The 19440-nt window shown below is 38.6% G+C and carries 17 protein-coding genes and 2 pseudogenes; 12 read left to right on the forward strand and 7 right to left on the reverse strand.

All coding sequences use genetic code 11. The annotated features are described in order from the left end of the window. Positions 1–52: 52 nt before the first annotated feature. The gene (locus DNK85_RS01895; RefSeq protein ID WP_119327892.1) at positions 53–1303 is read left to right on the forward strand and encodes a cysteine desulfurase-like protein; all 1251 of its coding nucleotides are present in this window, start codon (positions 53–55) and stop codon (positions 1301–1303) included. Between the two features lie 336 nt (positions 1304–1639). Here the strand turns inward: DNK85_RS01895 and purN are convergent, their stop codons facing one another. The 5 genes from purN to DNK85_RS01920 form a co-directional block, all read right to left on the reverse strand. Then, the gene (gene purN, locus DNK85_RS01900) at positions 1640–2257 is read right to left on the reverse strand and encodes a phosphoribosylglycinamide formyltransferase (protein ID WP_162896471.1); all 618 of its coding nucleotides are present in this window, start codon (positions 2255–2257) and stop codon (positions 1640–1642) included. After that, positions 2247–3293, reverse strand: a complete 1047-nt coding sequence (gene purM / locus DNK85_RS01905; protein ID WP_119327894.1) for a phosphoribosylformylglycinamidine cyclo-ligase — start codon at positions 3291–3293, stop codon at positions 2247–2249. Before purM ends, purN begins: the two co-directional genes overlap by 11 nt. A 143-nt stretch (positions 3294–3436) precedes the next feature. Continuing rightward, positions 3437–4228: a COG4705 family protein gene (locus DNK85_RS01910; RefSeq protein WP_162896472.1), complete on the reverse strand. Its 792-nt coding sequence runs from the start codon at positions 4226–4228 to the stop codon at positions 3437–3439. Positions 4229–4316: 88 nt separating this feature from the next. Then, positions 4317–5753, reverse strand: a complete 1437-nt coding sequence (locus DNK85_RS01915; protein ID WP_119327896.1) for a heavy metal sensor histidine kinase — start codon at positions 5751–5753, stop codon at positions 4317–4319. Continuing rightward, the gene (locus DNK85_RS01920) at positions 5734–6405 is read right to left on the reverse strand and encodes a heavy metal response regulator transcription factor (protein WP_119327897.1); all 672 of its coding nucleotides are present in this window, start codon (positions 6403–6405) and stop codon (positions 5734–5736) included. The genes DNK85_RS01915 and DNK85_RS01920 overlap by 20 nt, the downstream gene beginning before the upstream one ends. A gap of 290 nt (positions 6406–6695) precedes the next feature. On the opposite strand from DNK85_RS01920, the gene DNK85_RS01925 reads away from it, so the two are divergent. The 6 genes from DNK85_RS01925 (at position 6696) to rpsJ (ending at position 11942) form a co-directional block, all read left to right on the forward strand. Beyond that, positions 6696–7985, forward strand: coding sequence for an adenylosuccinate synthase (locus DNK85_RS01925; protein ID WP_119327898.1), 1290 nt, complete (start codon positions 6696–6698; stop codon positions 7983–7985). Between the two features lie 19 nt (positions 7986–8004). Continuing rightward, on the forward strand, positions 8005–8505 hold the full coding sequence (locus DNK85_RS01930; protein WP_119327899.1) for an FUSC family protein: 501 nt from the start codon (positions 8005–8007) through the stop codon (positions 8503–8505). A gap of 105 nt (positions 8506–8610) precedes the next feature. Continuing rightward, positions 8611–8985 (forward strand): 30S ribosomal protein S12, encoded by a 375-nt coding sequence (rpsL, locus tag DNK85_RS01935; protein ID WP_119327900.1) that lies wholly within the window; start codon positions 8611–8613, stop codon positions 8983–8985. A 29-nt stretch (positions 8986–9014) separates the two neighbouring features. Further along, positions 9015–9488, forward strand: a complete 474-nt coding sequence (gene rpsG / locus DNK85_RS01940; protein ID WP_119327901.1) for a 30S ribosomal protein S7 — start codon at positions 9015–9017, stop codon at positions 9486–9488. Between the two features lie 15 nt (positions 9489–9503). Then, positions 9504–11600, forward strand: coding sequence for an elongation factor G (fusA, locus tag DNK85_RS01945; protein WP_119327902.1), 2097 nt, complete (start codon positions 9504–9506; stop codon positions 11598–11600). A gap of 18 nt (positions 11601–11618) precedes the next feature. After that, the gene (gene rpsJ, locus DNK85_RS01950) at positions 11619–11942 is read left to right on the forward strand and encodes a 30S ribosomal protein S10 (protein ID WP_225630079.1); all 324 of its coding nucleotides are present in this window, start codon (positions 11619–11621) and stop codon (positions 11940–11942) included. A gap of 83 nt (positions 11943–12025) precedes the next feature. Here the strand turns inward: rpsJ and DNK85_RS01955 are convergent, their stop codons facing one another. Continuing rightward, positions 12026–12664: an outer membrane beta-barrel protein gene (locus DNK85_RS01955; RefSeq protein ID WP_119327903.1), complete on the reverse strand. Its 639-nt coding sequence runs from the start codon at positions 12662–12664 to the stop codon at positions 12026–12028. Positions 12665–12804: 140 nt separating this feature from the next. On the opposite strand from DNK85_RS01955, the gene serC reads away from it, so the two are divergent. Then, positions 12805–13878, forward strand: coding sequence for a 3-phosphoserine/phosphohydroxythreonine transaminase (gene serC / locus DNK85_RS01960; protein ID WP_235842347.1), 1074 nt, complete (start codon positions 12805–12807; stop codon positions 13876–13878). A gap of 87 nt (positions 13879–13965) precedes the next feature. Here the strand turns inward: serC and DNK85_RS01965 are convergent, their stop codons facing one another. Beyond that, on the reverse strand, positions 13966–15372 hold the full coding sequence (locus DNK85_RS01965) for an RHS repeat domain-containing protein (RefSeq protein WP_119327905.1): 1407 nt from the start codon (positions 15370–15372) through the stop codon (positions 13966–13968). A 578-nt stretch (positions 15373–15950) separates the two neighbouring features. Between DNK85_RS01965 and cmk the strand changes: the two are divergent. The 4 genes and pseudogenes from cmk to DNK85_RS01980 all read left to right on the forward strand — a co-directional run. Further along, a pseudogene (gene cmk, locus DNK85_RS12120) lies at positions 15951–16619 on the forward strand ((d)CMP kinase); the annotation flags it as partial. Positions 16620–16709: 90 nt separating this feature from the next. Next, positions 16710–17648: pseudogene (locus tag DNK85_RS12125) on the forward strand (AGE family epimerase/isomerase); the annotation flags it as partial. 14 nt (positions 17649–17662) lie between these two features. Further along, the gene (locus DNK85_RS01975; RefSeq protein ID WP_119327907.1) at positions 17663–18235 is read left to right on the forward strand and encodes a YqiA/YcfP family alpha/beta fold hydrolase; all 573 of its coding nucleotides are present in this window, start codon (positions 17663–17665) and stop codon (positions 18233–18235) included. 4 nt (positions 18236–18239) lie between these two features. Then, positions 18240–19433 (forward strand): beta-ketoacyl-ACP synthase, encoded by a 1194-nt coding sequence (locus tag DNK85_RS01980; RefSeq protein ID WP_162896473.1) that lies wholly within the window; start codon positions 18240–18242, stop codon positions 19431–19433. Positions 19434–19440: the final 7 nt, after the last annotated feature.

The following is a 19440-nucleotide window of genomic DNA, read 5'->3' on the forward strand; positions in this document are numbered from 1 at the left end:
AAAGTTGAACATGGCGTAAAATAATAAAAATAGCAAAAGGATAAAGTGGTTTATGTTTGATGTGAATAAAGTGCGTCAAGGCTTTCCAGCTTTGATTAAAACCAATCCTGCGGTTTATTTTGATGGGCCAGGGGGGACACAGGTAAGCTTCGCCGTGATTGGAGCGATGACAGAGTTTATGTCAGATGGTGTTGCTAATTTGAGTGGTTTTTATCAAAGTAGCATTGCCGCACAACAGCAAATGGATCGTGCCAGAGTAGCAATGGCCGCGTTAATTAATGCAAAGAGTGCTGAAGAAATAAGCTTTGGGCAAAATATGACAACGATCACATGGGCATTATCACATGCGATTGCCAATACTTGGTGCTTTGGGGATAACATTGTTGTTAGTGAACTTGATCACGAGGCAAATATCAGCCCATGGCTTACCAAAGCACAAGAAAAAGGTGTAAATGTCGATATACTACCATTTGATCAGAATAGTTATACGCTTGATCTTAGTAGGCTGGAAGCTATATTAAAAAAGGGGCGTACAAAATTAATTGCGATTACTTTGGCATCTAATATTTGTGGTAGTATTACTGATATAGCAAGTGTTAGTGCCTTGGCAAAAAAATATCAGGTTAAACTATTTGTTGATGCGGTGCATTTTATTGTGCATCATAAGGTTGATGTAGCGGTGATTGATTGTGATTGGTTAGTGTGTTCTGGCTATAAATTTTCTGCACCACATATTGGTATTTTATATAGTAAATCAAAGACAATGATGTCGGTTACTCCTTATAAAATAGCACCAGCCCCCCAAATATTGCCATATGCCCTAGAAACAGGCACGCAAAATTTCGAAGCGCTAGCAGGTTTAGAAGCAGCCATTTACCACAAAGCTACTTTGATCAATGATCAAATGGCAATGACGGACTTAAAGACAGCATTGCAATTAAGTATGTCAGCAATACAGCAACATGAATTAGAGCTTAAAGCTTACTTTTTGAAGAGGCTTGAGGCATATCCACAAATCACTGTGCATGGCATAAGTTTACAGGATAAATTGACGAAGCGGACACCAACATTTGCCATAACTGTCGCAGGTATAAGTAGCAGAGATTTAGCACAAATTCTAGCTAAACATAATATTTGTGTTGGCTATGGGCATTTTTATGTGCCACGATTTATTGAGAAACTGCACCTAGCGCCAAGTGATGGGGTGTTGCGCATTGGCTTTGCTTACTATAATACCCTTGCTGAAATTGATTATTTATTTACTGTATTGGCTAAGTGCTTTGAGCTTCAACCAAGCAGATAACGGAAATTGTACAGAAAGCATTTGTGGGTTAATTATATAAGATGACATTATGTCCTTGTGAGATATTTGCCATAGTAAAAACAGCAATCTCTTAAATGAATTTCAGAAATTGCCCCTATCTTTCAGTCAGCACATTTGAGAAAATAGTTTTCGTGGCAGGACGCTACGACTCAAAAACACTCCCTCCCCTTTGTTACTAAGAGTTTATTACAAGGATGTTAAACCCCAACGATATTTTATATTTGGATAAGTAATAAATTTTTTTGATGTATAAAAGATTATTATTTTTAGCTATATATCGCTCGTAAATCTTTATATTCATAAGGGTAAGCAGATTCAATTATTGTTGCTTGTAGATGCCAAACTCGCATTATTACGCATCTTTGTTATAAGCTTATGAAGTGTTGCCGGATAAAAGACATGTTCAAGTGATTTGATGGCTTGCTCTAGGGTTTCAGCAGTGTCAAAAGGCAGAACATCAATGCGTTTTTGCGCGATGATTTTACCACTATCAAGATGCTCATCAACATAGTGGATTGTGGTTCCATGGGTTTTGTCATTGGCATCAATTACGCGTTGGTGAGTGTTTAAGCCTTTGTATTTAGGCAGTAGTGATGGATGAATATTGATAATTTGCTGAGGAAATTTTTGGGTAAAAGAAGCCGACAGAATACGCATAAATCCGGCTAAAACAATCAAGTCAGGGCGAAATGGTTGCAGTAAATCACATAGTAGTTGATCATATTTCTCGCGCGTTTGTTGTTTTTGCTTGGGTAAATATAAACACGGAATATTGTGATTAAGTGCGCGGGTGATTGACTCGGATGCTTTATCAGAAATAATGGCGCTGATTTCAATACCATCTTCTTTATGTAGTTGATCAATAATCGCTTGTAAGTTTGAGCCATACCCTGAGGATAAGACAACAAGCTTAAATATAGATTTATTTACCATGGAAATAGCTAACATGTGCTTGTTGTTGCTGTGATTGGCTTAGATGGCCAATTTCCCAAGCAGTTTCTCCGAGTGCTTTAAGTGTATCAAGAATCGCCTTTTTATCACTTTGTGCCACTGCCATCACAATTCCGGCACCACAGTTAAATGTTCTCAGCATCTCAGTTTGGCTAATATTACCGTTTTGCTGTAACCACTGGAAGATTGCAGGAAATTGCCAGCTATCTAAGTTAATGTTAGCACACATAAAATTTGGCAATACACGCGGAATATTTTCAGTAAAACCACCGCCAGTAATATGACTGATCGCATGAATATCATATTGCTCAAGCAGTTTTAAAATTGTTTTGACATAAATACGCGTCGGGGTTAACAAAGTTTTACCTAAAGTACTTTGTTGAAAAGGCATATTCAAATCAGCATTAACATGGGCAATAACCTTACGCACCAATGAGTAACCATTGGAATGAACACCTGAGGAGGTGATTGCAATCAATGCATCATCCGCTTGGACTTTATCACTTGAAATAATTTTGTCCTTCTCAACAATTCCAACGCAAAATCCTGCAAGATCATATTCTTCACCTTGATACATGCCTGGCATCTCAGCTGTTTCGCCGCCAACAAGTGCCGCACCTGATTGGCGGCAACCCTCTGCAATACCGGATATCACATCAGCGGCTTGATCAGCATTTAGCTTGCCGGTGGCGTAATAATCAAGAAAAAATAACGGCTCAGCACCACCCACAATCAAATCGTTAACACACATGGCAACAAGATCAATGCCAATAGTTGTATGATCATTTAATTCAAAAGCAAGTTTTAATTTAGTACCTACGCCATCGGTACCTGAAACTAACACGGGGTTTTTGTAACGATCCAAAGGAATTTCAAACAAAGCACCAAAACCACCTAAACCACCCAATACCTCTTTGCGCATGGTGGATTTAGCTAAGGGTTTGATTTTCTCGACAAGCAAGTTGCCTTCATCAATGCTCACACCGGCATCCTGATAACTTAATGATTGATCACTCATGACTATGTGTAACTATTAACCGCTGCAGTGCGCAAAGTATATACTTATCACAAACCATTTTACAGAATTTTTTGCTTTGCATTTGCGTGCTTTTGATCAGTTGAATTTTGGCAATAATTCATAATATAATCATTATTAATCTCTTAGATTGAATCTACATCTATGTGCTCTTCTATGAGCATCTCTTTTCGAGATGATATTGTTAGGTAGGTAACCAAAATTATAATCACACCGAGGAAAATTAAAGCTGTATTCCCATCACCAAGTCCAAATCCACCGTGAGATGAAGGTTTACCAATCAGATCAGCACCTGCTGCTCCAAATGGTCTGGTTAGGATGTAGGCAATCCAAAATAACGCTATTGAATTAATTTTGAATAGGTAAAGTATCATTGGTATTGCAATCATAAAGATGCCAAAAAATATTGTTGCATCCATTAGACCAAAATGTAGAGATTGAGCAACAAAATCTCCAGATGCGGTTCCTAGACAAAATGTAAAAAATATAACAACCCAGTAAAATATCTCACGTTTGGTGGTATTGATATAGTGAGGGTCTATACTGCCTTCACTTTTATACCACATGTATAAAGTTAATAATAGAAGCCCTAAAAACATACTGGTAGATCCAATTAATGGCATGACAAAGTAGTGGATAGCATCTGAAAACATAGTTCCAAATACTGCAATCAAAACAATCACTGTCCAATACATCCATGGAACATAACGTTTAAATTTAATTTGAATTATTATGGCAGCTAGCAAGATAAAAAACATTGAAACAACTGCTATCGGTGCTGATAAACTATACATGAAATCTGCACTAGCTTCGCCAACTGTGGTTGAAATAATTTTAATTATCCAAAAAAAAGCTGTGATACTAGCCACTTTATTAAAGCTAATCACTGGTCGATTAGATGTCATTGATGCGTTCATTTTTTTCCTCAATCTATAAAAGTAATAGAGAGTATATATTTTGCATGCTGACATAAAGGTGACAGAATGATGACAATTTTGTCATTTTTTATGATTTAGGAAGGTGAAGGTATACCTTTGTCCCCTTTCCTAAATCACTCTCAATACGAATTATTCCATGATGTAATTCAATAATAGACTTAACGATTGCTAAGCCTAGCCCTACGCCTTCAATGTTTTTTGAACGAGACTCATCTGTACGATAAAAACGATCAAAAACATGGGGTAATTTTTTAGAAGATATACCTATTCCAGTGTCAGAAATACAAATAATACTTTCATTCTTATTCTCCGAAATAGAGCAAGTAATGATCCCAGATTTTGGTGTATACTTTATAGCGTTAGACAATAGATTACCAATAGCCTGTTTAAAGAGTGAGAAATCTACATAAATTTGCCCGCCTCCCTTAATGACAATCTCGATTTCTTTGTCTTTAGCCAACACACCATAGTATTCGCAAAGGTTTTTCATCTCTTGTGCGAAGTTAATTACTTGGCGTTGTAACTCTTGTGCTGGTGTCTTAGCTCTTGCGATAAATAGCATCTTATTCAATAAAGTTGCCATGTTTTGTGCTTCCTCTAATGTGGAGGCTAAAATGCTTTGATATTCAGTTAATGTGCGGTTTTTTGATAATGTGATTTGAATCTGACATATCATGTTATTTAAAGGAGTTCTTAGCTCATGCGCTAAATCTTCAGAAAATCTTGATAGTCGTGTAAATGACTTATTCACTCCCTGAAGCATCTGGTTTAGAATATTAACGGTATCGCGTAATTCTTTAGGCCATTTTTTTAAATTTAGGTCTAGGTTTAAGTTATTTATATCAATACCGTCAATACCTTTATTTAAAGCGTATATTGGTTTTAATCCACGTCTGGTTATGAAAATACTCAGCCCTAATGATACTAAAAACATGATCACTAAGGCTATTGACAAAACTTCTTGGTAGAGGTTGATAATCTGTTCACTTCTTGTAACGTTTAATGCTACTTGCGCAATATAAGTGTTATTGTGTTGCTGTATCCTCATAGACATAATCAGATAGTGTCTATCTTTGCTAAGAGCAAGATATTTACCTGAACTGGGAATGGAGTCCTTATCTGGTGGTATAGGAAACTCAGATTGCTTAAAAAGTTGATTTACTCCTGGTGTTTCTATTAGGAGGCTATTATTTTTTCCCATTACCCTAGCCAAGTAATGGTTAGGGTTTGTTTTGGGCTCTAATACAACTTCTTGATGTAAACCAGTAATTATATTTTGTTGATCCGTGCTGGTAAGTATTTTTTGCAGTGTCTCTAACTCGCCTTTAACGAAAGTGTAGTCGTGATGTCTAATCATATTTACCATTGCAAAATAAATTGCAGCTAGTGCAACTGAAAGCAATAGAAAGGATGAAGCCATATATAAAAGAGTCAACTTTCCAGTAATCGATTTTGGTGAAATTGTTGCTGTTTTGTTAAAAAATTTAACGCCTTTCCAAAACATACCCTAAACCTCTTACTGTATGGATAAGTTTCTTTTCAAAAGGTGAGTCAACTTTATTCCTTAATCGCTTTATCGCCACATCTACAATATTGGTATCGCTATCAAAATTCATATCCCAAACCTGCTCTGAAATCATGGTTCTAGAAACAATATTTCCTTCATTTCTTACTAAAAACGATAATAGGGAGAACTCTTTCGCTGTTAAATCAAGTTTTTGACCTCCGCGGCTTGCTCTAAGTGCATTTAAGTCAACAATAAGATCACCGACTGATAAAGTGTTCGTATTTTCTTTGTTACCTCTACGTATAATAGAAAAAATACGTGCAACTAATTCGACAAAATGGAAGGGCTTTACCATGTAATCATCAGCGCCTAGCCTTAGACCTTTGACTTTATCTGAGAGTGCATCTCGTGCTGTTAAAAACAGTATCGGAACATCTATATTTTTTTGACGTATGTGTTTGATAACTTCCCAGCCATTAACCTCAGGTAGCATAACGTCTAAAATCACCAGATCATACTCTTGTGTTTCGACTTGGAATAAAGCATCTATCCCGTTGTCAGCTAAATCTGTTATTAAACCATGCTCTTCAAGGCCTTTTTTTAAATAACTGGCTGTTTTAACTTCATCTTCTACAACTAAAATCTTCATTTATAAACTCATCTAAATATTGAATGTACAAACTAAGTATTGAACAAATTGATCTACTTTGCCAGTTTAGGAGAGTCTTTCTCACTGAATTGCATACTATCTTCAAACTGTTTCGGTGTCATGTGATTTATTATCCAATCACTCCTTTGGTTCTATTTGTGTTGTAAAAGAATTTCATGCGTATGATAAAAAAATTTACAAAGAGAGACACTAAAAAGCCAGCATTTTATTTGTCAAGCTTATCAAAAGTCTTTAACATGCTACTGTAATCAGCAAAGTGAGGAATTTCAGTGAACCATAATATTGTTATCTTAGGTAGCCAATGGGGTGATGAAGGTAAGGGTAAAGTCGTGGATTTTTTGACAGATAAGGCAGATGCTGTGGTGCGTTTTCAAGGTGGGAATAATGCAGGACACACCCTTGTCATCAATGGTGAGGTAACTAAGTTGCGTCTGATTCCATCTGGGATTTTACATGAGGGTGTTAAGAGTTTCATTGGTAATGGTGTGGTGGTATCACTAGATGCCTTAAATATTGAAATGGATGAACTCTTGAAACGGAATATCCCGGTGTTTGAGCGCTTACGCATTAGCGAGGCATGCCCTTTGGTGTTGCCGGTGCATATTGCTTTAGATGAAGCGCGTGAGATGGCACTAGGTGAGCAAAAGATCGGCACAACAAAACGTGGCATAGGTCCAGCATATGAGGATAAAATTGCGCGTCGTGCAATTCGTATAGGGGACTTGGCACACCCTGAGAGGTTAAGGGAAAAACTTACAAATTTATTAGATCTGCATAATTTTACTTTGCAAAACTATTATAAACTGGATATCTATTTTGATTTAGAATCAACCTATAAATTATTATTGTATTATGCAAAAAAGATTGTGCCGATGATCACCGATGTATCAGCAGAATTAAATGCCATTCGTGTTAACAAAGGCAAAATCATCTTTGAAGGTGCACAAGGGACACTACTTGATATCGATCATGGCACTTACCCATTTGTAACCTCATCAAATACAATTTCAGGGACTGTGGCATCGGGTGCTGGCTTTGGACCATGTTATATCGATGCAGTTGTTGGTATTACTAAGGCCTATACCACACGTGTTGGCAGTGGTGCTTATCCGACTGAATTGTTTGATAGTGTTGGTGAGCGTTTGGCTGTCAAGGGGTGCGAGTTTGGTACGGTGACAGGACGCAAACGTCGCACAGGTTGGCTTGATCTTGTGGCATTGCGTCGTGCGATTGAGATCAATAGTATCACGTCTATCTGTTTAACAAAGCTTGATGTTTTGGACGGTTTAACAGAGATAAAAGTTTGTGTTGCGTATGAACTAGATGGTAAAGAGGTGTCTTATCCGCCTTATGACAATGCCGATTATGTCCGTTGTAAGCCAATTTACAAAACATTGAAAGGGTGGTTTGAAGATACCAAACAAACAGATTATTATAGGTTACCTCAAGCAGCACGCGATTATGTGCACTTTATTGAGCAAACTTTAAATGTTCCGATTGATATCATTTCAACTGGACCTGAGCGCAATCAGAATGTGATTGTAAGGGATATTTTCTAATTACGATGGGCTTTATTTTGTGATTAATCGTCATGTTGCTGGCGTTTACATTTCAGTTGAGATTGCTATTGCCTCAATTGTTTGTTTTGTCATTGGTTTTAAGCTTTCAAGCTTCGCGCATCATGGTCAAAGCATCATTGGTGGTTTTTGGTGTCTGATTGCGACAACAACTGTTTTGCAATTAAGCATTAAAGACTCATATTCTGCTTGTTTGCAAATTGCTGAAGGCGCGCTTATTGGTAGCGTGATTGCCTTTTTCCTTACAAGCCTTTATGGCTATCAATATTATGTTATGTTTTTAGCTGTTGCCTTAAGTGTACTCATTACACTGCAATTAGGTTATGGTGCAGCAGTTAAAATGAGTAGTGCAAATGCCGGTGTAATTGTTGCTTTAGGGATTTATCAGCCGGCATATACGCCGCTAGTTAATGCTGGATTACGCCTTGCGGAAGTGTTAATAGGTTCAGCAGTAGCATTAGTGCTAATTCATATTAGTAAATGGTTTAAAATCCGCGATTAAAAAACCAAATCCATTTCTTGCAAAACGGCATGGCTTTTGTATATAATGCCGCGTCTTTTTATATTTATGCAAAGATTAGATGTTTAAAAAACTACGGAGTAAATAATGGCAACTATTAACCAGTTGGTGCGTAATCCGCGCAAAAAGAAGGTTGTAAAAACAAACGTGCCAGCACTGAAAGCATGTCCACAAAGACGTGGTGTATGTACGCGTGTTTATACAACAACCCCGAAGAAACCAAACTCAGCGTTAAGAAAAGTAGCGCGTGTGAGATTAACAAGCGGTTTTGAAGTAACGACTTATATTGGTGGTGAAGGTCACAATCTACAAGAGCATAGCGTTATTTTGATTCGTGGTGGTCGTGTTAAAGACTTACCAGGTGTGCGTTATCACACAGTTCGCGGTGCGCTTGATACTTCAGGTGTTAAAGACCGTAAGCAAGGCCGTTCTAAATACGGTACTAAGCGTCCTAAAGCATAAGTTTAATTTGTATTTAAAGGAAATATAAAATGTCTAGAAGAAATCGAGCACCAAAGCGCGAAGTGTTGCCAGATCCGAAGTTTAAGAGCGAGATCGTTGCAAAATTTATCAATCACATCATGTTATCAGGTAAGAAGTCTGTAGCCGAGAGAATCGTCTATGGTGCTTTTGACCAAATCGAAACTAAAAAATCAGGCGAAAAAGCGACTGAAATTTTTGAAAAAGCACTAGAGGCTGTCGCGCCTATGGTTGAGGTTAAATCTCGTCGCGTCGGTGGTGCAACTTACCAAGTTCCTGTTGAAGTTCGTCCAGAGCGTCAAATGACCATGGCAATGCGTTGGATCATTGATGCTTCACGTAAGCGTAAAGAAAAAAGTATGGCATATCGTGTTGCAGCTGAATTAATGGAAGCTGTAGAAGGACGTGGCGCTGCTGTTAAGAAGCGTGAAGATACACACAAAATGGCAGAAGCGAACAAAGCATTTGCACATTTCCGTTGGTAAGATTGGAGAAAACTCATGTCACGTGCGACTGAACTTAGAAAATATAGAAATATTGGAATTTGTGCCCACGTTGATGCGGGCAAGACAACAACGACTGAACGTGTGTTGTTCTATACAGGTGTTTCTCACAAAATTGGTGAGGTACATGATGGTGCCGCAACAATGGACTGGATGGAGCAAGAGCAAGAGCGTGGAATCACGATTACCTCTGCTGCGACTACCGTTTTTTGGCAAGGTATGGATCAACAGTTTGATAAGCATCGTATTAACATCATCGACACCCCAGGACACGTTGACTTCACGATTGAAGTAGAGCGTTCTTTGCGTGTATTAGATGGTGCTGTGGTTGTATTTTGTGGCTCATCAGGTGTTGAGCCGCAATCAGAAACTGTATGGCGTCAAGCAAATAAATATCACGTGCCACGTATTGTTTTTGTCAACAAGATGGATAGAGCAGGCGCGAACTATGAGCGTGTATTAGGTCAGATTAAAACACGTTTGAAAGCAAACGTTGTTGCGATGCAGCTTAATATTGGTGCTGAAGAAGAATTTAAAGGTGTTATCGATCTTGTACGTATGAAAGCGATCATGTGGAATGAGGCAGATAAAGGCTTAACATATAGCTTGGAAGACATTCCAGCTGAGCTTCAAGCACATGCTGAAGAACTTCGTCAAGAAATGGTTGAGGCAGCAGCTGAAGCGAATGAAGAGTTGATGAACAAGTACCTTGAAGGTGAAGAGTTAACAGATGACGAGATTCATGCGGCATTGCGTCAGCGTGTGATCAATAATGAAATCGTATTAGCATTTTGTGGTTCTGCATTTAAGAACAAAGGTGTACAAGCAGTTCTTGATGGCGTTATTCGTTACTTGCCAGCACCTGATGAAGTACCAGCAATTCGCGGTGAGTTAGAAGATGGTACAGAAGCATCACGTAAGTCATCAGATGATGAGCCTTTCTCAGCGCTAGCATTTAAACTTGCAGCTGATCCATTTATTGGTAACTTGACGTTTATCCGCGTTTACTCAGGCGTATTAAAGTCAGGTGATGCGGTGTATAACCCAGTCAAAGAGAAAAAAGAACGTATTGGTCGAATTGTCCAGATGCATGCCAACAAGCGTGAAGAACTAAAAGAAGTTCGTGCGGGTGATATCGCTGCATGTATCGGCTTAAAGCAAGTCACAACAGGTGATACTTTGTGTGATGAGAAAGCAATTATTACACTTGAGCGTATGGATTTCCCAGAGCCAGTTATCTCAGTTGCTGTTGAGCCAAAGTCAAAAGCAGACCAAGAAAAGATGTCATTGGCATTGGGTCGTTTAGCGGCAGAAGATCCGTCATTCCGTGTACAAACGGATGAAGAATCTGGTCAAACCATTATCTCTGGTATGGGTGAGCTTCACTTAGAGATTATTGTTGATCGTATGAAGCGTGAGTTTAAAGTAGAAGCTAATGTAGGGAACCCGCAAGTAGCTTACCGTGAAACGATCAAACAAACTGTTGATTCAGAAGGTAAATTCGTGCGTCAATCAGGTGGTCGCGGTCAGTATGGTCATGTATGGGTTAAGCTTGAGCCGCAAGAAATGGGTAAAGGCTTTGAATTTGTTGATCAAATCGTTGGTGGTGTTGTTCCTAGAGAATACATCAGTGCTGTTGGCAAGGGTATTGAAGAGCAATTACAAAATGGTGTAATCGCAGGCTACCCAATGATCGATGTTAAAGCCACACTTTATGATGGTTCTTATCATGATGTCGATTCATCTGAGATGGCGTTTAAAATTGCAGGTTCTATGGCGGTTAAGTCAGGTGCGCAAAAGGCATCTCCTGTGATTCTTGAGCCTTTGATGAAGGTTGAAGTAGTGACCCCTGAAGAGTACATGGGTGATGTTATCGGTGACTTAAATCGTCGTCGTGGCATGATCTCTGGTATGGATGAAAACCCAAGTGGTAAAGTAGTGAATGCATTGGTGCCATTGGCAGAAATGTTTGGTTATGCGACTAACGTGCGTTCAATTTCTCAAGGGCGCGCTTCATTCTCTATGGAGTTTGAAAAATATGCAGAAGTACCAAATAACATTGCAGAAGACATCATTAAAAAGCGTAACTCATAATTAGAAGGTTTGAATAAAATGGCAACAAATATTAGTAACCAACGCATTCGCATCCGCTTGAAAGCGTTTGACCATAAGTTAATAGATCTTTCAACAAAAGAGATCGTTGAGACAGCGAAAAGAACCGGCGCACAAGTAAAAGGTCCTATTCCTTTACCAGTACGCAAAGAGCGTTTCACTGTGTTGATTTCGCCTCACGTTAACAAAGATGCGCGTGATCAATATGAAATCAGAACACATAAGCGTTTGATCGATATCGTTGAGCCGACTGAGAAAACAGTCGATGCATTGATGAAATTGGATCTTGCTGCTGGTGTTGATGTGCAAATTAGCTTAAGCTAAGGCTATTATCTAAGCCGCTTTTAAAGAGTGGCAATTCTTAAAAGCGACTATGAGTCGCTTTTTTTATATCTGGGGCTGAGCAATTACATCGGTAATGTATAGCTGATATAAGCACTTAAGCTCGCACTTGCCGTGACTTTGACATCGTTATTGTGGAAAGAATCACTAGTGCGAATTTTCGCCGTTGAACCAAACAAATAACTAAACTGTCCACCAATATTAATCCCATTTTGGAATTTATAGCCAGCACCGACAACGATTGTTGGTAGGAATTCAGAATTACTACTGTTGATATTAGGTGTAAAATAGGCGCCCATATTGGTAAGTTGTTGATGGACATAAGTTGCACCGCCCTTAATAAAAATATTTACACCATTGGTGAATGTATATTTGCCTGCAACCAGAAGTGGAATATACCATTGATTAAGCATCGATTTATCTAAGCCATCGGCTTTTAGTGAAGAAAGAGCATAGCCATAACCAAAACCAGACTCAAAACCCACGCTAATATGTTGGTTTAAGGCAAGATCATAACCGATCATTACACTGGTAATTGGTCCGCCTTGTGTTTTGGTGATATTGCTGACAATACCACTGGAGTCATAGTTTGTAGTTGAAGCAGCGCCAGCTGTTGCACCAATCACAAGACCCGTTTGCGCACTTTGAGCAAACACTGAGCTGGATAATAGACACAATGTCGTGATACTTAATATTTTTTTCATAGATACGCTCCTATAGTGAATAACTAGAAGGAGTATAGTCCTAAATAACTGACAAAGTGAATAAAAAGATGCAGGAATAAACACTGCAAAGTAGGATGTGGGTGGTATAATTTTTGGCAGTTTTAATTCATAGAGTCGTTATGATGTATCAACTTAATTTTTGCGCGGGGCCTGCGAGCTTACCAGAGACTATTTATCAATCACTTAGCCAAATGGTTTTGAATTATCAAAATACCGGTTTGTCTTTGTTATCCTTGTCGCATCGTGATCAACTGTTTGCTAAGATCAATAATAAAATTAAGCAGCATTTGCGAAGTCTTATAACATTGCCTGAAAGTTATGAAATACTATTAATGCCTGCGGGAGCCAGTGCGCAGTTTGCTGCTGTTCCAATGAATCTCAAAAAGGTGGGCAAAGCACTATATATCAATAGTGGTTATTGGGCAAAGGCAGCGATTAAAGAAGCAAGAAAATTTATTGATGTTGATGTTATTGAAGGTGTTGATAGTGCAGTTGATCATGTTACACAATCCTATGATTATCTACATTATACGGAAAATGAAACAATTGACGGCATGATATGGCAAAAGATCCCTGAGGTTAATTTGCCGTTAGTATGTGATATGTCATCAAGCTTTTTATCAAAACCAATCGATGTTACAAAATATGATGTTATTTATGCTGGAGCGCAGAAAAACATTGGGTTACCAGGAGTGACGGTTGTCTTGATTAAAAAAATATTGATCGAAAGTATCCAACAAAAAGCAATTCCTGCGATATTAAGTTATCAGGCAATGCAACAAGCTGATTCATTGTATAATACACCGGATATGTTTGCGTGGGCGGCGATGGAGTTAGTGCTTGCTGATTTAATCAAACAAGGCGGGTTAGATATTGTTGCTCAGAAGAATGCCCGTAAAGCCGCGCTACTTTATGAGACAATTGATCAATCAAGGCTGTTTAGTAACAATGTACCATCGCATAATCGTTCATCAATGAATGTTGTATTTCAACTGCCAAGTGCAGAATTAACGGCTGAATTTTTGGCATTTGCCGATAGAAAAGGCATCTATGGCATTGCTGGGCATCGCAGTATTGGTGGTGTGCGTGTGAGCTTGTATAATGCGGTTGTGCTGAAAGCTGTACAACAGTTGATTTCAGTGATGCATGAGTTTGAAAGCTATAACACTCCCCATATTTTGGACCATAGTTAGAGCCATAAAAAAGTCTCAAAAAATATTAAACTGTGCACCATTAGAAGGTGATAAGTGTCAGTTAAGACTCAGCTTTTGCAATCTTTATCATTGCGGAGTAAATTGTATAACAAGAGGATCCGATCTTTCTATATAATGCATCACTGGCACCATTGACGCCATGAAAACTAAAGCTGCTAAAGACACTCCCATTATGGGGACAAGAGAGTTTGTTCTAATCGAGTGTGCTTTTTCCAACATTTCCTTTGTATGGTTATCTATGCTGGAGGTAATTTTTTCCTGACCTTTAGCAGATTGTTCGAGATAATAATCCATTGCAAAATTCATATTAAAACGTGAACCATTATTCATATCAGAACCTGAATCATTGATTTCTTCCCAAGGAGTTAGTGTACGCCGTTCAAAGTCATCGCTAGAAATATTCCGAGTGCGATAATCTTTAACTATTGCCCTCAATTTTTTAGGAACAGCAATTATCAGATCCCTAACAGATTGAAATTTATTGTTTGTCAGACGGGCTACATATTCATCAAAATAAGCTTTGAACTGTTTATTAATCTGCCTATATTTGATAAATTCACTAAATGTATGATTTACAGCTGGCATTATCTTGTATTGAGTAACTTCTCCAGGGATCATCCCCTCTATTTGAGAGGCAATCTCTACGTTGTTACTCAAACGGGTTCTTTTAAAAACTGATAAAAAGGAATCAATAATATCCATATGCCCACTAGGATCAACGCCCATCAATGGATTGTTGTTACCATAGAAATAACCATTAATTAGCCCTTGGTTATTAAAAGCATAGCTATCGGCTTGGATAAAACTTCTTAAGCTTGGATCATAGTCACGTGCTTTAAGATAATATAAACCCGTCAATGGATCAAACATATAGCCCGAATAACGAAGCGGATTAATAGTAAGCGCTAATGATCCATTCTTATTTTCTATCTTCTGTCCTCTGTCTTCCGTCTTCTGAACCCCATAGACGCTATATTGATAAAACTGTGGGTTATCACTCAACTGAGCAATCACTGAACCGTGACGATTGTGTAACAGCACAGTTTCATCACCCATGACACTCCGTACAGTCACATTATTTGCGATTAAATACGCGGATGATTGTTGTGTACCATCGCTTGTGTTTAACAGTTCATTATTACGTGAATAGTAATGCACAAGTACTTGAGTATTACTTTGCGCCACAGCACGCAGACCATTGGCATAGTAATAATTATTTTCTTTAGCACCTGAGGCAAGACTGACTTGTGTTAGCGCATTTGCCGCATTATAACTAAAGCTTACCCCTTTATTATCCGTAGACATATTACCATTGGCATTATAGTTAATCGCTGTTTCAACCAAAACACTCTGATGATGTATGCTTTGCTTATCCATCGCTTTAATCCCATCTAGCGAATACGCCATGCTTTGGGTGATAAAAAGACACGACATTCCTATAGCAATACATAGCTTAAATTTATTTATAAACATTTTACCCTCATGATTTAAGTAGTTGTCAGCTACATACTATAGCTATGTACGATTGAAATTTATTACGCTATGTTAAAGTCAACCCCCAATAAAGGCTTCTACTGCAGAAGTTACGACTTTGCTGAGTTGCATTATCGTTATAATCAGTGCTTTGATTGAAAAGAAATGCTACTAGGCTTCATGTATATTGCCTTAAAACATCTTCCATACTGTATCAATTGCTTGAAATGGCTAAGAACTGTGGGTAGTTAGAAATGATTTATCAGCGGTATAGATTGGTTTCTGAAACAATAGATAGTAGAATTGGGCAAAGACTTGTGTGTATACCGTTCGTGAATCATTTTGCGGTGTTCAGTGTCGAAGAAGTTTTTGATGCTTTTAGATGATTGAATTGCAGGTAATAGCTGCCCTTGACAGAGTCTTTGGGCGCTCATTTGCTAAAACAATGAAACTATTCATTGTTTCTTGACGCATTCGCTATTGGCAAAATTCAATCATCTAAAAGCGCTAGAAATTCAATGACAGAAATACTGTAAAGTGGTTTGCGGGCGGTATATAGTGTTTAGGATTTATATTAGATGTCAAATAAAGTTGAAATTATTACCATTGATGGCCCTAGTGGTGTCGGTAAGGGGACATTATCGCGCCTACTAGCACAAAAGCTTGATTACGCACTCTTAGATAGTGGTGCGATTTACCGTTTGGCGGCACTTTATGTGCTTGATCATGAAATTGATATAAATAACGAAGCATTACTATATAACGAACTCAGTCAACTGAATATTTACTTCACAATCGCTGGCAATCAGACAAAAGCTTTTCTTGATGATGTTGATGTCACCATGCGTATTCGTCAAGAGCAAACGGGGATGATGGCATCGAAGATTGCCAAGATTGCCATAGTACGCGATGCGCTGTTAGCCTGCCAGCAGGCTTTTGCTAAAGGTGTTAAAGGCTTGGTTGCCGATGGTCGTGATATGGGGACTGTCGTTTTCCCAAAAGCAAGACACAAGTTTTTCTTAGAAGCTGACAGTAAGATTCGTGCACAAAGGCGCTACGATGAGCTCATCGCAAAGGGTCAAAAGGCGGACTTTACAGAGATATTAGCGCAACTTGAAGCACGTGATCATCAAGACCGCAATCGCGAAGTGGCACCATTGAAGCCTGCTAAAGATGGATTGGTTGTTGACACAGGTTCGTTGGATGTTGATGAGGTTTTTGCCAAGGTTTATGCAGCAGTTAGGGTGAAAAATAATAATCAGCACATGAGAGCTGCTGTTAATGCCTATTATCAGCTATTGATAAAGGCGATTGATCTGTTAGGCTATGCGCCTGAATTTTTAAATGCCCCACAAAAAATAGATCAAGCCAACACGCGCTTATTATGCCAAACGCGCAGTCTGTTTTTCCTGTTGACATACGCAAGATTAACAAACACACAAGCCGCCAATGCATATGCCTATAAACTATATCAGGCAATGAAATCGCAATATTTCGATGAGCAAAGCAAACTCTGGATTAAGACGAAAAACGCAAAAGATGACAATGACCTGTATGAATATGCTTTTGTATTGTTTGCCTTATCTACATTGTATGGTACGTTTAAAGAGCGAGTGATTAGAGAAGATATTGAGTATGTTAATAAGCTGATCACCCAAAAGTTTATTGCAGACGATTTCAAAGCGCTTAAAGATGATAACGGGGTGATCGGGCAAAATGCGTTAATGCACCTCTTTGAAGCGTATTTAAGTGCGTATCGCTATACCCAAGACCCGAGTTTGAAAACCCAAGCTGAAAGTTTATATCATGAGATTATGACGCTATTCTTTGATCATGAAAAAAATCTAATGCGCGAGTACTCTAAAAAAGCTAAATCGGCACTTTTTGAGCCAGGACATAGCTTTGAGTGGAGCAGTTTGATTGTTGAGGCGAAAGCGTTAAAAATTGATGTTGATATCATGTCTGATCATGTCAAATTATATCAGGCAGCTGCTAAAGTCGGTATGAATAGTCATGGGCTTGTTAAGCCTAATCTAAGTAATAATACTAAAGAAATGCAATACCGTATTTGGCCGATGTTGGAGTATATGCGGTATTTAGCAATGACGGCAAAATATGAGGTATTAGATCAAGCGTTGACTATTTTCTTGAATCTATACCTTAACAATAATTTGCCAATTGAATATGTTGATGGCCAAGGCATTGCCGGTTTTAATGATGTGAAATCAACAACAGGCTATCATTTAATTAACTGTTGGCAATATATGTTGCAATAAGAGGTAATGGCTGTATGGCAAATAATTATTTTCTCTATTTACATGGCTTTCAAGGCTCACCAAACTCACCTAAGGCGCAAAAACTTAAAGCCTGGCTAAATAAAAGATTTCCAGAGGCGATAATTGATGCACCAGAGTTACCAATGCAAACAGAAGCTGCTCTTAATTTGGTTTATGCGCTTTTAAATGATGCAACTGCTGTCAATAAAGTTGTTATTGGTAGCTCATTGGGTGGTTATATGGCGCATCTGTTGAAGCAAACGCGTGATGATGTCAGTAAGGTGATTTTGATTAATCCAGCAGTTCGCCTAGATTTAATTGTGCAAATGCCGGATTATATTCATATGCATAATGAAGCCATGGCGCTTGTGAATGCGATGCCAAAGGAATTAACTTCATTGCAAGATTACTTGGTGTTATTACAGAAAGATGATCAAACAACACCAATGGAATTTGCACTGGAGGTTTTTAAAGGTGCGCATATCGATATCAAATCCGGTCAAGGACATGCTTATAGTGATATCGATGTGAGTTTCAGTGAAATCAATGCCTTTTTAGCAATACACTCATCAACAGTGTGTGATTGATAAAATGCCAGATCCTATTTATATCAACGATTTTGCTGTGATGAATGTGCTGGGCAATAACAAACAAGAAGTTGCTAAAGCACTTTTAGCAACTGTTTCGCCATTGGTTCCATATAATAAGCTATTTAGTGGGCGACAAACGTATGTTGGCAAAGTGCATTGTCAATTAAATGCATTGCCTCAAGAGTATCACTCAATTGATTGCCATAATAACCGCATGTTGTTTAAGGCATTTCAAGAGATCAAACCCGTGTATGACAAGCTCACAAAAAATGTTGATCGACATAGGATAGCTGTTATCTTAGGCACAAGTACCTCGGGTATTTTAGAAGGGGAGCGTTCGTTTGCCCATTATGTCAAAACAGGGGTAATGCACACTGATTTTCACTATCATCAGCAAGAATTTGGCACAATGGCGGAGTTTATCTCAGAGCTTGCTAATGCTAAAGGTCCGCGTTATGTTATTTCAACGGCATGCTCTTCAAGTGGCAAAGCATTTCTCTCGGCAAAGCGTTTAATCGATTCGGGATTATGTGACATATGCATTGTTGGCGGAGCCGATAGCTTATCGGAGTTACCACTTAATGGTTTTGATGCATTAGACTCTGTGGCAAAAGATATTTGTCAACCCTTTGGACAAGATCGTGATGGGATTAATATCGGTGAGGGCGCTGCGTTATTTGTGTTAAGTAAAACACCAGCAAATTTGGCGTTTCTAGGTGGTGGAGAGACGTCGGATGCCTATCATATTACTTCGCCTGACCCTGCAGGTGTAGGGGCGAAACAGGCGATGTTAAATGCACTAAAAGATGCCAATCTTAATCCTGATGATATCGCATATATCAATGCGCATGGTACAGCAACACCGAAGAATGATCAGATGGAGAGTAAAGCCATTTTTGAGGTGTTTGGCAAAAAGGTATTATGTAGTTCAACAAAGCCGTTAACTGGGCATACATTGGGTGCCGCAAGTGCCACAGAGTTAGCACTTTGCGCGCTGTTGTTATCAAAAGAGTACAACCCAGAACATAGGTTGCCTGCACAGATTAGCACTAGTGAATTTGATCATGAATTGCCAAAGATTCAATTAACGAATGAACAAAGTATGTGGCAGAAGCCTTATTTTTTAAGTAACTCATTTGCATTTGGTGGCAATAATGTCAGCTTAATTATTGCTGACACTGATAAGAAAGGATAAGTCTGTC

It is taken from the genome of Cysteiniphilum halobium (genome assembly GCF_003574425.1).
Classification (GTDB): domain Bacteria; phylum Pseudomonadota; class Gammaproteobacteria; order Francisellales; family Francisellaceae; genus Caedibacter; species Caedibacter halobius.

Excerpts from the sequence above, each read along its gene's own strand:
- fusA (WP_119327902.1), top strand. The coding sequence starts at position 9,504 with ATGTCACGTGCGACTGAACTTAGAAAATATAGAAATATTGGAATTTGT.
- serC (WP_235842347.1), top strand. The coding sequence starts at position 12,805 with ATGATGTATCAACTTAATTTTTGCGCGGGGCCTGCGAGCTTACCAGAG.
- DNK85_RS01965 (WP_119327905.1), bottom strand. The coding sequence starts at position 15,372 with ATGTTTATAAATAAATTTAAGCTATGTATTGCTATAGGAATGTCGTGT.
- DNK85_RS01910 (WP_162896472.1), bottom strand. The coding sequence starts at position 4,228 with ATGAACGCATCAATGACATCTAATCGACCAGTGATTAGCTTTAATAAA.
- rpsL (WP_119327900.1), top strand. The coding sequence starts at position 8,611 with ATGGCAACTATTAACCAGTTGGTGCGTAATCCGCGCAAAAAGAAGGTT.
- DNK85_RS01955 (WP_119327903.1), bottom strand. The coding sequence starts at position 12,664 with ATGAAAAAAATATTAAGTATCACGACATTGTGTCTATTATCCAGCTCA.
- purN (WP_162896471.1), bottom strand. The coding sequence starts at position 2,257 with ATGGTAAATAAATCTATATTTAAGCTTGTTGTCTTATCCTCAGGGTAT.
- purM (WP_119327894.1), bottom strand. The coding sequence starts at position 3,293 with ATGAGTGATCAATCATTAAGTTATCAGGATGCCGGTGTGAGCATTGAT.
- rpsG (WP_119327901.1), top strand. The coding sequence starts at position 9,015 with ATGTCTAGAAGAAATCGAGCACCAAAGCGCGAAGTGTTGCCAGATCCG.
- DNK85_RS01980 (WP_162896473.1), top strand. The coding sequence starts at position 18,240 with ATGCCAGATCCTATTTATATCAACGATTTTGCTGTGATGAATGTGCTG.
- DNK85_RS01975 (WP_119327907.1), top strand. The coding sequence starts at position 17,663 with ATGGCAAATAATTATTTTCTCTATTTACATGGCTTTCAAGGCTCACCA.
- DNK85_RS01915 (WP_119327896.1), bottom strand. The coding sequence starts at position 5,753 with ATGTTTTGGAAAGGCGTTAAATTTTTTAACAAAACAGCAACAATTTCA.
- DNK85_RS01920 (WP_119327897.1), bottom strand. The coding sequence starts at position 6,405 with ATGAAGATTTTAGTTGTAGAAGATGAAGTTAAAACAGCCAGTTATTTA.
- rpsJ (WP_225630079.1), top strand. The coding sequence starts at position 11,619 with ATGGCAACAAATATTAGTAACCAACGCATTCGCATCCGCTTGAAAGCG.
- DNK85_RS01895 (WP_119327892.1), top strand. The coding sequence starts at position 53 with ATGTTTGATGTGAATAAAGTGCGTCAAGGCTTTCCAGCTTTGATTAAA.